Raw genomic sequence first — 14,868 nt, 5'->3', positions numbered from 1 at the left:
CGAACCGCGTCAGTCGTGCGGTCTATAAAAGGAGTCGATGAAGGGATCAAGGGCTTTTGGTATTTTCCCAAAATGGGCTATCTCTAGTCGGGAAGGGACGACTTTATTGCTTGAATCAGCCTACAATCTGACCCGACCACAGACCCGCACGACAAGCGTTGTCTTTGCGTCGCCACACAGCGGGCGCGACTACCCTGCGTCCTTTTTGCGTCGCGCCGTTCTGGATGCAAGCGAGATACGCTCGTCAGAGGATGCCTTCGTTGACCAGCTTTTTGCAGAGGTGCCGACCCATGGCGCGCCCCTGCTGACGGCAACCGCGCCCCGGGCCTACCTTGATTTGAACCGTGGTGCTGATGAACTGGATTCTGCCCTGATTGAAGGGGTGCGTCGCAGCGCACACAATCCACGCATTGCCAGCGGGCTTGGTGTCATCCCCCGCGTCGTCGCGAATGGTCGGCAGATTTACCGGGGCAAACTGACGCTGGTGGAAGCCCACCAGCGCATCGCGCACTATTGGCGGCCCTATCATGATCAATTGCAAACCCTATTGGATGAAAGCAACAACAGCTTTGGTGAGGCGATCCTGATCGACTGTCACTCCATGCCGCATGAGGCGCTTGAAAATGTCGGCCCACCCGGTGCGGCGCGACCGGATGTTGTAATTGGCGATCGTTTTGGCGCGACAGCAGCGGGATCTATCGTGGAGCGGGTTGAGGCGGCTTTTGCCAGCGCGGGTTTGCGGGTCGCACGCAATATGCCGTTCGCCGGTGCCTTCATCACGCAACACTATGGTCGCCCGTCACGGCAGCAACATGCGATCCAAGTCGAGATTGACCGCGCGCTCTATATGAATGAGCGGACATTGGAACCCAATGATGACTTCGATGCTTTCAAGACGATATTGGGTGGCGTCATTGCTGAAGTTGCGGATATCGGGCGACATGATGCGCAGAAGGTCGCTGCCGAATAGCGCAAGTACCGTTTGAGGTTTTCAGCGTATTGAGTACGCTGTTATCGGTTTTTCTCTTTCAACGAAAAGGCGATCCATATGTCGAAAGTCATTCTCATCACGGGCTGCTCATCGGGCCTTGGGATCAGTCTTGCAATTCTGGCGGCTGAGGCTGGGCATTCTGTTTATGCCACAATGCGCAATCTTGCCAAGCGTGATGCGCTCGATGCGGCGGCTGCTGCGGCGAATGTCACGATCAAGACGCTACCCCTTGATGTGCAGGACACAACGTCTGTGTCTGCCTGTATTGATCAGGTCCTTGCAGATGCCGGGCACATCGATGTTCTGATCAACAATGCCGGCGCCGGATACGTGCGGTCCACAGAGCAGGCGAGCGAAGAAGATGTGCAATGGGTTATGGACGTCAACTTTATGGGTGTCATGCGCTGTGTAAAGGCGGTGATCCCGCATTTCCGCCAGCAACGCAGCGGGCATGTGATTAGCATTTCGTCAGTTGGCGGGCTTGTCGGTCAACCGTTTAATGAGATTTATTGCGGGGCAAAATTTGCTGTCGAGGGCTATATGGAGGCGATGGCATCCTACATCACGCCCAACTTTGGAATCAACTTCACCGTTGTTGAGCCTGGAGGTATCCAGTCAGAGTTTGCGGCAAGCGTGCTCAAGCAAGTCGAAGAGACGGGTGGCATGCTTGATGATGAGTATTTGCCGATCCTGCAAAAGTACGTGGGCGGAGCCCAGCACCGCCAGACCGGCGGTGACATTTATCAAACGCCCAATGAAGTCGCTACTGTTGTGATGGCATGTATTGCGGCCGATGCGCCGCCGATCCGTGTGCGCACATCAAAGTGGGGTGAAGAATTCTGTTCGCTTAAGACCGGCCTCGACCCTGATGGCAAGAAACTGCAACAGCAGGTGATCGATCAGTTCCTTGGCGATTGATCGCGGCGTGCCGCTTCAACGAAGATCACGCAACAACACCAGTTTACGACTCCATTTCACCAACCAAAAACCCTTCTGGATCATCGACCTCAACCAGTCGCTTACGTTCGATTTGCCAGAACCGGTTCCCGACGTTTCGTAGAAAACGACGGTCATGGCTGACCAATAGGCAGGTCGCAACGTGGGTTTTCAACTCGTCCTCCAGCGCTTCTTGGCCTTCGATATCAAGATGGTTGGTTGGTTCGTCCAACAAATAGAAATTAGGCTGCCGCAGGCGTAACACCAGCATCGCAAGCCGTGCCTTTTGACCACCTGAGAGCGCCCCAATAGGGGTGTCTTGCAGTCTGATGTTGACGCCAGCGCCGGCCAATAATCCGCGTGCGCGCTGGTCGCCGACGTCAAACTGGCCGGCCACGGCCGTCATTGGCGTATCTTTGTCATCCAGTTGCCCCAGATGCTGATCCGAATAGCCCATCGCAAGTGTTGGTGCGATTTTGATGCCATCGGCCTGATTAGTGATTGCGCGATGAACCCGTTTGATCAGCTGCGTCTTTCCCGTTCCGTTCGTGCCAAGCAGAACAACGCGGTCGCCCTGACCAATCCATTTCTTGCCCGTCCGATAGAGCAGCTGGCCATCCGGTGTTTTGACCTCCACATCGTCCAGCCCGACAAGTGCTTTGGCGTGCGTCCCGCTATTGGTCAGCTTTATGTCGCCAGCGCCACGCTCACTGTGCGCAGGTTTCGCGGCGGCCTCTATTTTGGCTGCGCGTTCGCTAAGCTGTTTGGTTTTGTTGATCAGCAGGTCAGAGCCCGAATTGATACCAATATTTTTCAGCTTTGCCGCCTGTTTACGCAGCTGCTGCGCTTTGTTCAGATCATTGGCAAAGCGGCGTTCATCTGCGGCGTCTGCCTCTGCCAGCGCCGCTCGCGCTTGGGTAAAGGGCAGTTGAAACACGCGCGACCGGTCTTCCCGCAAGAACAATGTGCGGTTCGTGACGGTGTCCAGAAAGGCGCGGTCGTGGCTGGTAATCATCACGGGCGTGTCCCGCGGTAGGGCGCCAAGCCAGTCCTGCAGCAGACCGATCCTATTAAGGTCAAGGTGGTTTGTCGGCTCATCCAAGAGCAACATATCCGGCTCTGTGATCCACGCAGCAGCTAGCAATGCGGTCCGTTGCCAGCCCCCGCTGAGTTCCTTTAGTGGTTTTTGCTGTAAGTTGTAGGGGACTTTGAGGTCGTCCAAAACCACATCAACGCGCCAGTTTTCGTAGTCGGCCTGCTCTTGCGGGAGCGCGGCGAGAACCATGTTGTAGAAGGTTTGGTCCTGCGCACCGATGGGGACATATTGCTCTACATAGCCTATTCGCAAGCCACGCGCGCGGGTCACGTCACCGGTGGTGGGCTCAAAGCTGCCGGCGATGCAGCCCATCAGCGTGGATTTGCCCCTGCCGTTGGCGGCAACGAGGCCAATACGATCGCCCTTTGAGATAGTGAGGTTCAGGTCGGTAAATAGCGGATCGCCCAGCGTGACGCCAAGGGCATTGATATTGATGATTGTCATTTGAAGTCTCAGTCACAAAAAATTGGATGCCGCAAAGGCGGCGTCTGGGCAGATCGTGGACTGATCAGCCCTGCAAACGGATTTACAGGGCGGAACGGGGACCATGCTGAAGGCGACGGGTGAATGTCATGTTCAGCGCTGTCCTCCTTTTGGTTTGTGTGACTTTAGATCACCGTATGTCCGGCAAGTAAGGTGGGTCAAGACCCACCTTACTTTCATCGCAGCGCGCGCCCTTTGATGATCGCATCCTTCCCAAACTTCTCACGAATCTTATCTGCAGCCTTTTCGGCCGCTGCCCGTTTTTGCGCGCCGGGGTCCAGCAGGTCGCCTTCGCGGTCTGCATCGGCATCTGACGTGATGTCTGACAGACCGACCCCCAACAACCGGAATGGCCCACGATTACTTACCTGATCAAACAGACCACGCGCGGTGCGGTACACGGTGTCTGCAATCTGTGTGGGGTGATGCAGGCTCTGGCGTTTTGAGATCAGCTTGAAGTCAGATGTCTTGAGTTTGAGGGTGACGACCCGCCCGGCCTTATCTTTGGCCTTGGCCCGCGCGCTGACCTTTTCGGCCATCCGCCACAGATGCCCGTCAAGAATATCGACGTCGCCGGTGTCTTCGTTGAAGGTGGTTTCGTTGGACAGTGTCTTGACCGGAGTATGCGGTGATATCCGCCGCCCGTCTTCGCCGCGCGCAAGGCTGTAAAGTCGCTCGCCCATCCCACCAAACCGCTCGTGCAAATCACGCCGATCCCAGCGCAGCAGATCATCAAATGTCCGAATGCCGGCATTGTTCAGGCTCGATTGCGCAGCAGGGCCGATCCCCCAGATCAGGCGCACGGATTTGGGGCGCAGGAAGCCGGTTGTTTCCTCTTTGCCGATGATCGAAAAGCCACGCGGCTTGTCGAGGTCAGAGGCCACCTTGGCCAGAAACTTGTTGTGGCTCAGTCCGATTGATCCCGTCAGCCCCAGCTCATCTTTCATTCGTTTGATCAACCGTGCCAGCATCACCGCAGGTGGTGCGTGATGCAGCCGTTCGGTGCCTGTCAGATCCATGAACGCCTCATCCAGTGACAGTGGTTCCACCACAGGCGTAAGCTCATCCATCATGGCGCGGATCGCTTTTGAGGCCTCGACGTAAGCCTCAAAGTTGGGGCGCACGACGATCGCCTCGGGGCAGAGTTTCAGCGCCTTGAACATCGGCATGGCCGATTTCACGCCCTTGATCCGCGCGACATAACAGGCCGTCGAGACGACACCGCGCCGCCCCCCGCCAATGATCACGGGTTTGTCGGCCAGTGCGGGATTGTCCCGCTTTTCAACCGACGCATAGAAGGCATCGCAATCCATGTGTGCGATGGTAAGGTTGAATAATTCCGGGTGCCGCGTCACACGCGGGCTGCGACAGTTGGGACAGCGGGTTTCGCTATCAAAGGTCGTCAGGCAATCGCGGCAAAGGGCGGGCATGGCGGCAGGATATGGTGGGCCGATGGCGGACACAACGGGCCATGAGTTTGCCTGTTGCGCAGTCAGGTGCCTCCGGCGGGAGTTTTTGGGCAAGATGATAAAGCATGTGCAGGATTTACAGCAACACGGGCCGCATGATGGGGCCAAGGTCGCCCTGTTTTTGGGTGATCAGATCATCAGCATCCTGCGCGATGATTTTGATCATATTTCCTACCCGAACCTGTGGGATTTGCCCGGTGGCGGGCGTGATCCGGGCGAAACCCCTTTTGAAACCGTCGCACGCGAGGTGCATGAAGAATTGGGGCTGATCTTGCCACTCTCTACGGTACTTTGGCAAAGCGCGTTTCGGGCGAACTTTGCCCCCGACAAATGGGTGGCGTTTTTCGTGGCGCAGCTACCTGCCGCAGCAGTGGAGGATGTGGTCTTTGGCGATGAAGGCCAGCGCTGGGCACTCTATGATATGGAGAGCTTTCTGGCACTGCCTGACCGTGTGCCATCCTATGGCGCAAGGCTACGGAAATGGCAGGCAGAAACAGGTGGGTTGGCGGGTTAGGTCACAACCGTGCAACTGTTTGGTGAGCCGCTGAAATACACCGCAGATTTCTGTTGCTTTGTGCGACAATCTGTCTATGAGTTTCTTATAGGAAACACGCTGACCGGGAGAGACCGGTTCAGTCTGGCGCCGAAGGAGCAACCGCCCCGGTCACTCTCAGGCAAAAGGACCGGTTGGGGTGCAATACGCCGAAGAGAGACCTTAGATGGTCCGCCGAAGGAGCAAGCCCTGAACAGGGTGAATCTCTCAGGTACAGCAGACGGTGGGGGCATATGGTAAGGAGATTTGCCATGCCTTCTGTTGCTGTTTTGGGTGCCGGGATCACCGGGGTCACCACTGCTTATTCACTCCATAAACGCGGTTATGACGTGACCGTTTTTGACCGTCAGCGGTATGCGGCGATGGAAACCAGTTTTGCCAATGGCGGCCAGTTGAGCGCGTCGAATGCCGAGGTTTGGAACCAGTGGTCGACCGTCTTGAAGGGCATCAAATGGATGCTGCAGCAGGACGCACCCTTATCGGTGAACCCGCGCCCCAGCTGGCACAAGATCAGTTGGATGGCAGAGTTTCTGGCGAACATTCCCAGATACAAGAATAATACGATTGAAACGGCCCGGTTGGCCGTTACAGCGCGTGCGGGTTTGTCTGAAATGGCTGATCATGCGGGAATTGATTTTGATTTCACGCCTGCAGGTATCCTGCATTTCTACAAAACCGAGAAAGACTTTGCCCATGCCCGTAAGGTGACTGAATTGCTGGCCCAAGGTGGACTGGAACGCCGCGAGCTGACCGCTGAGGAGACCTTAGCCAAAGAGCCGACTTTGCGCGGCGATATCCTGGGCGGGTTCTGGACCAAGAGTGATAGCACTGGTGACATCCACAAATTCACTGTCGGGCTGGCCGGATGGCTGCGCAAGCAGGGTGTGCAGTTTGAAATGGGGCGTGCGGTTGAGGATGTATCGGTTGACACCAGTGGAGTGACGGTGCGTGCACGGGATGAGCACCGGTTTGATGCGGTTGTTGTTTCTGCCGGTGTGGCATCGCGTGGATTTGCCAAAAAGCTGGGCGACCGGGTGAATGTTTATCCGGTGAAAGGGTATTCCATTACCGTGAACCTGCCCGACGCTGTATCACAGGCCGCAGCTCCAACCGTTTCGCTGCTGGATGACAAGGCCAAGATTGTGACGTCCCGCTTGGGGCGCGACCGTTTTCGCATTGCCGGAACGGCAGAGTTCAACGGAGAGAACCGCGATATTCGTGCTGACCGGGTAAAACCTCTGGTCGACTGGTGTGAAACGCACTTTCCCGACGTCTGCACCGAGAATGTCGTGCCTTGGGCCGGTTTGCGTCCGATGATGCCAAATATGATGCCTCGAGTGGGCGGCGGCGCGCATGAACGCGTGTTCTACAACACCGGTCACGGACATCTTGGCTGGACCTTGTCGGCGGCGACCGCTGATCTCGTTGCAAGTGCGGTACAGTCACGTATTTCCAAGGCAAATTCGCACGGTATACAACAGCATACATTGAAATCGGCCTAAATCGTACCTATCTGTCCTTCATAACAACAGAGGGACAGATATATGCCGATTGAAGATTTATTTGCTGAATTCTTTGGCCAAAACATTCTTTGGCTCATGCTGGCGGTGTTCATTATCGTCTGCATTATGGCCGGTGTTCGCATTGTGCCGCAGTCAGAGAAATACGTGGTGGAACGGCTTGGGCGGCTTCGTTCGGTTCTTGGGCCAGGTATCAACTTTATCGTGCCGTTTTTGGACCGGGTTCGGCATAAGGTGTCGATCCTTGAGCGTCAGTTGCCGTCCATGAACCAAGATGCGATTACATCGGACAACGTGCTGGTGCAGGTTGAAACGTCGGTGTTCTACCGGATCATTGAGCCGGAGAAGACGGTTTACCGTATCCGCGACGTTGATGGTGCGATTTCGACCACTGTTGCCGGTATTGTCCGTTCCGAGATTGGCCGGATGGAGCTGGATCAGGTGCAGGCGAACCGTTCGAACCTGATTGATGCTGTGCGGTCACAAGTGGCCGAACAGGTTGATGATTGGGGCATCGAAGTGACGCGCGCCGAAATTCTGGACGTGAACCTTGACCAAGCAACGCGTGAAGCGATGCTGCAACAGCTGAACGCCGAACGTGCGCGCCGTGCACAGGTGACAGAGGCTGAAGGCCAAAAGCGCGCGGTCGAGCTGCAATCGGACGCGGAACTCTATGCCGCTGAACAGGACGCGAAGGCGCGTCGCATTCTGGCGGACGCGGAAGCCTATGCAACGCAGGTTGTTGCGGTGGCGATTGCTGAAAATGGCTTGGAGGCGGCGCAATATCAGGTCGCGCTCAAGCAGGTCGAAGCTTTGCAGAAGCTGGGCGATGGTGCGGGTAGCCAGACAGTCGTCTTGCCTGCCAATGCGGTCGATGCTTTCTCAAATGCTTTCGCAATGTTGAAAGGACGTGGATAATGCCACTTTGGACGGAATGGTGGGTTTGGATGTCAGGGGCGCTTGTCCTCGCAACGCTTGAAGTGTTGGTCCCCGGCTATATCTTTCTGGGGTTTGCAATTGGTGCGGCGATGATGGGCTTGCTGATCCTGTTTGGAATTTCTGCATCAGGTCTGGCACTGACGCTTGTGATTTTTGCGGTGCTGTCGCTGATATCATACTTGGCGATGCGCAAGTATTTCGGTCTGAAAACCGGTCAGGTCAAAATCTGGGATACTGACGTCAACGACTGACCCTCATCAAACGACACAACATGAAAAGCCCCCGGCCCTAGTGGTTGGGGGTTTTTGCTTGGGGGGAGGCCAGTTCGGCCAAGATGCTTTGCGCTGCGGATTTGGGGTCTTCGGCTTGCCAGATCGGGCGCCCGACAACGACGTGATCAGCACCATTTGCGATCGCCCGGGCAGGTGTCATGACCCGCTTTTGGTCGCCCAAGGCGGCGCCGGCTGGGCGGACGCCGGGGGTCACGATAAGCTTGCCTTCTGCTTCCGGCAGGGCGCGGATCAATGCGGCCTCTTGAGGTGAGGCGATGACGCCGTCAGCCCCGTTGGAGAGGGCAAGGCCTGCGCGCTCTTGCACCAGATCCGCGATGTTGCCTGCCTTGATACAGGAGGCATCAAGATCGTCGCGGTCTAGTGAGGTGAGAATTGTCACGGCAAGGATCTTCATGTCTGACCCGCCAGCCCCTTCGCGCGCGGCCCGCACCACATGCGGATCGCCATGTACCGTCAGGAAATCCAGATCAAATTGTGCGACACCGCGCACCGCGGCCTCGACCGTGGCCCCGATGTCAAAGAATTTCATATCCAAAAAGATGCGTTTGCCATGCTCTTGCTTGAGTTCATTGGCCAAAGCCAGACCGCCGCCTGTCAGCATCCCCAGACCGATTTTATAAAAGCTCACGCTGTCGCCTAGCGTTTTCGCCAGTTCTAGCCCGTCAAGGACATGCGGCACATCCATCGCTACGATCAAACGGTCATCGGACATTTGCTGGGCTCCTTGGCTGATTTCCAAGGGGTCTAGCGATTGCTGTGGGAAGGTGCAAATTGCAATGGCGCCGCCTCTCCCGGGGCTGCGCCATTGCGTCTTGATCGTCATCACCAAAGACGACCAAGAAGGGGGGTCGTATGAGTGGCATTTAGGCCAGAGACTTAAGGTCAGTCTCAACAAGGCCGTTTTGCCCTATCCGTGTCAAAATTGCGCGGGGAATAATCCGTCCGGTCTCCCCCCGTTGTCGAAAATTCAATGGTCACGTCTTGCAGGTGGGGCAACCAGCCCCCATTTTCTTTGATGAGGCCCAACAACGGTGTGCTGCATAGCGGGCACCGCATAATCCGGGCGCTTAATAAAGGAGAGACCCATGAACTTAGACAAGTTCACCGAGCGGTCGCGCGGCTTCGTACAGGCCGCCCAGACGATCGCAATGCGCGAAAACCACCAGCGATTCGCGCCTGAACATCTGCTCAAGGCATTGATGGATGACGAAGAAGGGTTGGCCTCCAACCTGATCACACGCGCGGGCGGTAACCCGCAGGCGGTGTTGTCTGCTGTCGACGCAAGCCTTGCGAAGCTGCCCCAGGTTACGGGCGAGGGCGCGCAGGTTTATCTTGATAACATCACGGCCAAGGTTCTGGCTGAGGCGGAAAAGGTCGCCAAGAAAGCCGGTGACAGCTTTGTACCAGTTGAGCGTCTGCTGACAGCACTTGCTTTGGTGAAGTCCAAAGCGAAGGATGCTTTGGATGCGGGCGATGTCACGGCGCAGAGCCTGAATGCAGCCATCAACGACATCCGCAAAGGCCGCACAGCTGACAGTGCCACGGCCGAGGATAGCTTTGAGGCACTGGCGAAATATGCCCGCGACCTGACCGAAGCGGCAGAGCAGGGCAAGATTGACCCGATCATTGGTCGCGACGAAGAAATCCGCCGCGCGATGCAGGTTTTGTCGCGCCGCACCAAGAACAACCCAGTGCTGATCGGTGAACCGGGCGTTGGTAAGACGGCGATTGCCGAAGGTCTGGCCCTGCGCATCATTGACGGTGATGTACCTGAGAGCCTGCGCAACAAGAAACTGATGGCGCTGGATATGGGTGCCTTGATCGCCGGTGCAAAATATCGCGGTGAGTTTGAGGAACGCTTAAAAGCGGTCCTTAAAGAGATCGAGGCCGCAGCGGGCGAAATCATCCTGTTCATCGACGAAATGCACACCCTTGTTGGGGCAGGTAAGGCCGATGGCGCGATGGATGCCGCCAATCTGATCAAACCAGCGCTTGCGCGGGGTGAGCTACATTGCGTGGGTGCCACGACATTGGATGAATACCGGAAATATGTTGAGAAAGACGCGGCCCTTGCCCGCCGGTTCCAGCCGCTGATGGTTGAGGAGCCGACTGTGACGGATACCGTCAGCATCCTGCGTGGTATCAAAGAGAAGTATGAACTCCACCACGGTGTCCGCATTTCCGACAGCGCCTTGGTTGCGGCAGCGACGCTGTCGCACCGCTATATCACTGACCGCTTCTTGCCCGACAAAGCCATCGACCTGATGGACGAGGCCGCAAGCCGTTTGCGCATGGAAGTGGACAGCAAGCCCGAAGAGCTGGACGCGCTGGATCGTCAGATCCTGCAGCTTCAGATCGAATCCGAAGCGTTGAAGAAAGAGGACGACAAAGCCTCCAAAGATCGTCTGGAGAAGCTGGAGAAGGAACTGGCCGACCTGCAGGATCGCGCGTCCGAGATGACCGCGAAATGGCAGGCCGAGCGGGACAAGCTGGAAAGCACGCGCGACGCAAAGGAAAAGCTGGATCGTGCGCGGGCTGAGTTGGATATCGCAAAGCGTGAAGGCAACCTCGCGAAAGCGGGTGAGCTATCTTACGGCGTGATCCCGGAACTGGAACGTCTGGTCGCCAAGGTTGAAGAAGGCGACGACGATCTGATGGTCGAAGAAGCCGTGCGCCCCGAGCAGATCGCCGAGGTGGTTGAGCGTTGGACCGGTATCCCGACCTCGAAAATGCTGGAAGGTGAACGCGACAAGCTGCTGCGCATGGAAGAAGAGCTTGGCAAGCGCGTGATCGGTCAAAAACCGGCCGTGCGTTCTGTGGCCAACGCCGTGCGGCGTGCCCGCGCTGGGCTGAATGATGAGAACCGGCCCTTGGGGTCCTTCCTGTTCCTTGGACCAACTGGTGTGGGTAAGACCGAGTTGACCAAGGCCGTCGCCGACTACCTGTTCGACGACGACTCAGCGATGGTTCGCATCGACATGTCAGAGTTCATGGAGAAACACGCGGTCGCCCGTTTGATTGGCGCGCCTCCGGGCTATGTCGGCTATGACGAAGGCGGTGTGCTGACCGAAGCGGTCCGTCGCAGGCCCTATCAGGTTGTCCTGTTTGATGAGGTCGAAAAGGCCCACCCGGATGTGTTCAACGTACTGTTGCAGGTGCTCGATGACGGTGTGCTGACCGACGGTCAGGGCCGCACGGTCGATTTCAAGCAAACGCTGATCATCCTCACGTCAAACCTTGGGGCGCAGGCGCTGAGCCAATTGCCTGACGGTGCGGATGCCACACAAGCGAAACGCGATGTGATGGATGCCGTGCGCGCGCACTTCCGGCCCGAGTTCCTGAACAGACTGGACGAGACGATCATCTTTGATCGTTTGGCCCGCGAAGACATGGCCGGGATTGTCACGATCCAGCTTAAGCGGCTTGAAAAGCGCCTGGCTGGGCGGAACATTACGCTTGATCTGGACGAGGCCGCGCTAAAGTGGCTGGCAGAAGAAGGCTATGATCCGGTGTTCGGTGCGCGTCCGCTCAAGCGGGTTATTCAGCGCGCGTTACAAGACCAACTGGCGGAAATGATCCTTGCCGGTGATGTTATGGACGGCGACGCAATCACGGTGAGTGCCGGTGTTGATGGGCTGTTGGTGGGTGACCGGGTGTCATCGAGCAATAGACAACCACCCGAAGACGCAGTGGTTCATTAAACGATGAAGGGGCGCCACGAGGCGCCCTTTTTCTGGCTTCAGAAGATAAAGTCTTCTTCGCTCAGGGTGGATGATCGCACCCCGGCAAGGTCAATGCTGTCGCCATTGCCAAGGTCGATATGGGCGCCAAAGAAGCCACCACTGATGTTGAGCTGACCAAAGCTTTCGATGTCAGTTCCGCTGAGGTCAATCTGGTCACCTTTGCTGTTAAAGTCCCAGATCTTGTCGCGGCCATCGCCTTCGTTAAAGACGAATGTGTCTGCGCCGCGCCCGCCGAACATGGTGTCATTGCCGGTGCCACCAGTAATCGTGTCATTACCGGAACCGCCATAGATCTTATCGCGACCCGCGCCGCCATCAATATGATCAGCGCCGCGACCCCCAAACACAAAGTCATTGCCGTCGCCAGCCAGCGCCACATCATCGCCAGACCCAAGGAAGACAAAGTCATTACCGCCCTTTGACGAAACGAAATCATCGCCGCGTCCGGTTGAGAAGAAGTCCCGCCCATCATCACCGATTTTCAAGTCAGTTTTCTTGCCAGCTAGCAGATCCGTTGGGATCAACACTTCGTTGATGACATGCACAACACCGTTGTTGGCCTGAATGTCTGTCGCAATCAGTTCAGCGTCAAACGAGTCGGGATCGTTGTCGATGATGCTGGTGCCTTCGACACCCAACGTGCCGCCTTGTAAGGTTTCAATCGCGTCTGCACCCAAGACTTGGCTGGCCTGCAGCGATTGGCCTGCCACATGGTACGTCAACACTTCGGTCAGTAACGGGATTGGATCGCCTTTGCCAATGACGGTCAGCGCATCCACAAGGAAACCCCATGCGTCACCTTCGTCTGTGCCGTGGAACCCAAGGTCACGGGCAAGGTTGACGAACGCCTCATCCGTCGGAGCAAAAACTGTCAGATCAACATTAGCGTCTGCCAGTGTATCAGCAAGACCTGCGGTCTTCACAGCTTCGAGCAGGATGTCAAAGTCCGCCGCATTAGCGTCAAACCCTTCGCCAGATGCGGCTACGATTTCGGTGATGCTGGGCGCGTCATTGCCTTCCAGATCGACGGGCAGCAGGACACGGTCAATGACATGTACGATGCCGTTGCTGGCTTCGATGTCTGTGGCAATCAAGGATGGATCAATCAGATCGGGTTCTTGGTCGGTCAGTGTTGGCAATTCGCCGGTACCAATGCTTGCCCCTTGCAACGTTTCTACAGACCCCGCGGTCGTGATGTCCGCCGCTGTCTGTACGCCCGGTGACACATGGTACGTGACCACGGCATTTAAAGTCCCCACATCGACGTTTTCGACAAGGAACGTTGTCACCGCACCAGTGTCAGCCGGATCGCCGTCAAAGCCCAAATCAGCCGCCAATTGACCAAAGGCCGCGTTTGTTGGCGCAAATACGGTCAGGCCTGCATCGGGGTTGGACAATGCGCCCAACAGATCAGACCCCTCGAGGTTGGCGTCAATGAATGTGAGTGTGTCAACCAGAATGCTGAAATCGGGGTTACCCGCTGCGATATCAACGATTGTCGGTGCTGCTGGCTCGGCCGGTGGCGCGACGGGTGGCAGGTCGATGGGCAATAAAACACGGTCAATCACGTGCAGAATGCCGTTGGCGGCCTTAATGTTTGTGTCGATCAATGTTGGGTCGGCCAAATCAGGGTCCAAATCCATCAGGCTGGGCAATGCACCTGCACCGATGGCACTGCCTTGGATGGTTTGCACACTGCCTGCGTTTGCAATGTCCGTATCTTTCAGGGCACCGCCCGCGACGTGATATGTCACAACCGAATTCAATGTCGTAGCAGGTACGTTTTCTGTCAAAAATGTCGTAACTGCGGCAGCGTCTGATGCATCACCAACAAAGCCCAGATCAACGGCCAACTGGCCAAACGCCGCGTTTGTTGGTGCAAAAACCGTCAAGGATTGTGCTGGATCGTCCAACGTTCCAACAAGGTTGGACTCCGGTAAATTGGCGTCGATGAATTGAAGAGTTTGGACCAGAATGCTGAATTCTGGATTAGATATGGCTAAGCCTACAAAGGTTTTCATGGTGCCCCTACCCGTGTTTGAAAATTAATAAAAAAGAGGCGGCCACACTGGCCGCCTCTTATATACTGCCGATTAGCTTGCTGGCAGGATCACCGCATCAATCACGTGGATCACGCCGTTTGATGTTTCGATGTCGGCCGTCACGACGTTTGCACCGTCAACCATGACGCCACCCTCGGTCATGATTGTCACGTCGGCACCGTTGACCGTTGTCGCCATCATTTCGTTTGACAGGTCAGTGGACATCACTTTGCCAGGGACGACATGGTATGTCAGGATCGCTGCCAGTGCGTCTGGATCAGCAAGCAGACCCTCAACTGTGCCTTCTGGCAGGGCTGCGAAAGCTTCGTCGGTTGGCGCGAACACTGTGAATGGACCTTCACCTTTCAATGTTTCGACCAGACCAGCGGCTTCGACGGCTGCAACGAGCGTCGTAAAGCTGCCTGCTTCAACAGCTGTGTCCACGATGTCTTTCTTGTCCATCGCGAAAGCGGGTGTTGTCAGAGCGGCGGTTGTTGTCAGTGCGATAAAAGTTCTGCGTAGCATTTGTAATCTCCCAGATTTTGTTTGTGCCATCTTGTTGGCAATGAAACTTTTACGGAGGTGGTTGGGTTTAGATCATCGGGTAAATCCGCCTATGTGACTTGACCCTTTTGAAAGTCCGCCTAAGCCCCGGCCTTTTCGGTCTTCCAGTCACAGATGCGTGAGTTTTTGTGATTGAAACGCCCTAATTTGAGAACATTTCAATGTTCTGGCGGCAACGTGAGACATCTTTCAGGCGTTCTCACCTATATGATCTGAAGAATCGAAACGAACGGAGAGCC

At 56.2% G+C, this 14,868-nt stretch carries 12 protein-coding genes and 1 riboswitch; of the genes, 7 read left to right on the top strand and 5 right to left on the bottom strand.

Translation table 11 applies throughout. The annotated features are described in order from the left end of the window. The first annotated feature begins 106 nt into the window (after nt 1–106). Together ACZ1G5_RS07630 and ACZ1G5_RS07625 are read left to right on the top strand one after the other, a co-directional pair. Nucleotides 107–970: an N-formylglutamate amidohydrolase gene (locus ACZ1G5_RS07630; protein ID WP_472732269.1), complete on the top strand. Its 864-nt coding sequence runs from the start codon at nt 107–109 to the stop codon at nt 968–970. A 78-nt stretch (nt 971–1,048) separates the two neighbouring features. After that, nucleotides 1,049–1,909, top strand: a complete 861-nt coding sequence (locus ACZ1G5_RS07625) for an SDR family oxidoreductase (RefSeq protein WP_472732268.1) — start codon at nt 1,049–1,051, stop codon at nt 1,907–1,909. A gap of 43 nt (nt 1,910–1,952) precedes the next feature. Here ACZ1G5_RS07625 and ACZ1G5_RS07620 read toward each other — a convergent pair whose 3' ends face one another. Together ACZ1G5_RS07620 and ACZ1G5_RS07615 are read right to left on the bottom strand one after the other, a co-directional pair. Further along, nucleotides 1,953–3,467, bottom strand: a complete 1,515-nt coding sequence (locus ACZ1G5_RS07620) for an ABC-F family ATP-binding cassette domain-containing protein (RefSeq protein ID WP_472732267.1) — start codon at nt 3,465–3,467, stop codon at nt 1,953–1,955. Nucleotides 3,468–3,682: 215 nt separating this feature from the next. Further along, nucleotides 3,683–4,936 (bottom strand): DNA polymerase IV, encoded by a 1,254-nt coding sequence (locus ACZ1G5_RS07615; protein ID WP_472734293.1) that lies wholly within the window; start codon nt 4,934–4,936, stop codon nt 3,683–3,685. A gap of 94 nt (nt 4,937–5,030) precedes the next feature. Between ACZ1G5_RS07615 and ACZ1G5_RS07610 the strand changes: the two genes are divergently transcribed. The 4 genes from ACZ1G5_RS07610 (at nt 5,031) to ACZ1G5_RS07595 (ending at nt 8,238) form a co-directional block, all read left to right on the top strand. Then, nucleotides 5,031–5,489 (top strand): NUDIX hydrolase, encoded by a 459-nt coding sequence (locus tag ACZ1G5_RS07610; RefSeq protein WP_472732266.1) that lies wholly within the window; start codon nt 5,031–5,033, stop codon nt 5,487–5,489. Between the two features lie 94 nt (nt 5,490–5,583). Continuing rightward, a riboswitch (glycine riboswitch) is annotated at nt 5,584–5,671 on the top strand. 108 nt (nt 5,672–5,779) lie between these two features. Then, on the top strand, nt 5,780–7,030 hold the full coding sequence (locus ACZ1G5_RS07605) for a D-amino acid dehydrogenase (RefSeq protein WP_472732265.1): 1,251 nt from the start codon (nt 5,780–5,782) through the stop codon (nt 7,028–7,030). A 42-nt stretch (nt 7,031–7,072) separates the two neighbouring features. After that, on the top strand, nt 7,073–7,966 hold the full coding sequence (locus ACZ1G5_RS07600; RefSeq protein WP_472732264.1) for an SPFH domain-containing protein: 894 nt from the start codon (nt 7,073–7,075) through the stop codon (nt 7,964–7,966). Beyond that, a complete protein-coding gene (locus ACZ1G5_RS07595) occupies nt 7,966–8,238 on the top strand; it encodes an NfeD family protein (RefSeq protein ID WP_472732263.1) in 273 nt (90 codons plus the stop codon). Before ACZ1G5_RS07600 ends, ACZ1G5_RS07595 begins: the two co-directional genes overlap by 1 nt. Before the next feature lie 37 nt (nt 8,239–8,275). On the opposite strand, the gene pyrF is transcribed toward ACZ1G5_RS07595, so the two are convergent. Continuing rightward, nucleotides 8,276–8,992 (bottom strand): orotidine-5'-phosphate decarboxylase, encoded by a 717-nt coding sequence (pyrF, locus tag ACZ1G5_RS07590; RefSeq protein WP_472732262.1) that lies wholly within the window; start codon nt 8,990–8,992, stop codon nt 8,276–8,278. 373 nt (nt 8,993–9,365) lie between these two features. Here pyrF and clpB point away from each other — a divergent pair, with 373 nt between their 5' ends. Then, nucleotides 9,366–11,981 (top strand): ATP-dependent chaperone ClpB, encoded by a 2,616-nt coding sequence (clpB, locus tag ACZ1G5_RS07585; protein ID WP_472732261.1) that lies wholly within the window; start codon nt 9,366–9,368, stop codon nt 11,979–11,981. Between the two features lie 38 nt (nt 11,982–12,019). Here the strand turns inward: clpB and ACZ1G5_RS07580 are convergent, their stop codons facing one another. Both ACZ1G5_RS07580 and ACZ1G5_RS07575 read right to left on the bottom strand, forming a co-directional pair. Next, the gene (locus ACZ1G5_RS07580; RefSeq protein WP_472732260.1) at nt 12,020–14,044 is read right to left on the bottom strand and encodes a fasciclin domain-containing protein; all 2,025 of its coding nucleotides are present in this window, start codon (nt 14,042–14,044) and stop codon (nt 12,020–12,022) included. A 72-nt stretch (nt 14,045–14,116) separates the two neighbouring features. After that, complete coding sequence (locus ACZ1G5_RS07575) at nt 14,117–14,590, bottom strand: fasciclin domain-containing protein (RefSeq protein ID WP_472732259.1); 474 nt, start codon at nt 14,588–14,590, stop codon at nt 14,117–14,119. Nucleotides 14,591–14,868: the final 278 nt, after the last annotated feature.

The organism is Yoonia sp. JB2-21, from assembly GCF_055693545.1.
Note: the sequence above shows the minus strand (reverse complement) of the source record. Positions and strands in the feature narration are given on the sequence as shown.

Excerpts from the sequence above, each read along its gene's own strand:
- ACZ1G5_RS07605 (WP_472732265.1), top strand. The coding sequence starts at position 5,780 with ATGCCTTCTGTTGCTGTTTTGGGTGCCGGGATCACCGGGGTCACCACT.
- ACZ1G5_RS07610 (WP_472732266.1), top strand. The coding sequence starts at position 5,031 with ATGATAAAGCATGTGCAGGATTTACAGCAACACGGGCCGCATGATGGG.
- ACZ1G5_RS07625 (WP_472732268.1), top strand. The coding sequence starts at position 1,049 with ATGTCGAAAGTCATTCTCATCACGGGCTGCTCATCGGGCCTTGGGATC.
- ACZ1G5_RS07620 (WP_472732267.1), bottom strand. The coding sequence starts at position 3,467 with ATGACAATCATCAATATCAATGCCCTTGGCGTCACGCTGGGCGATCCG.
- ACZ1G5_RS07575 (WP_472732259.1), bottom strand. The coding sequence starts at position 14,590 with ATGCTACGCAGAACTTTTATCGCACTGACAACAACCGCCGCTCTGACA.
- ACZ1G5_RS07580 (WP_472732260.1), bottom strand. The coding sequence starts at position 14,044 with ATGAAAACCTTTGTAGGCTTAGCCATATCTAATCCAGAATTCAGCATT.
- ACZ1G5_RS07600 (WP_472732264.1), top strand. The coding sequence starts at position 7,073 with ATGCCGATTGAAGATTTATTTGCTGAATTCTTTGGCCAAAACATTCTT.
- pyrF (WP_472732262.1), bottom strand. The coding sequence starts at position 8,992 with ATGTCCGATGACCGTTTGATCGTAGCGATGGATGTGCCGCATGTCCTT.
- ACZ1G5_RS07595 (WP_472732263.1), top strand. The coding sequence starts at position 7,966 with ATGCCACTTTGGACGGAATGGTGGGTTTGGATGTCAGGGGCGCTTGTC.
- ACZ1G5_RS07615 (WP_472734293.1), bottom strand. The coding sequence starts at position 4,936 with ATGCCCGCCCTTTGCCGCGATTGCCTGACGACCTTTGATAGCGAAACC.
- clpB (WP_472732261.1), top strand. The coding sequence starts at position 9,366 with ATGAACTTAGACAAGTTCACCGAGCGGTCGCGCGGCTTCGTACAGGCC.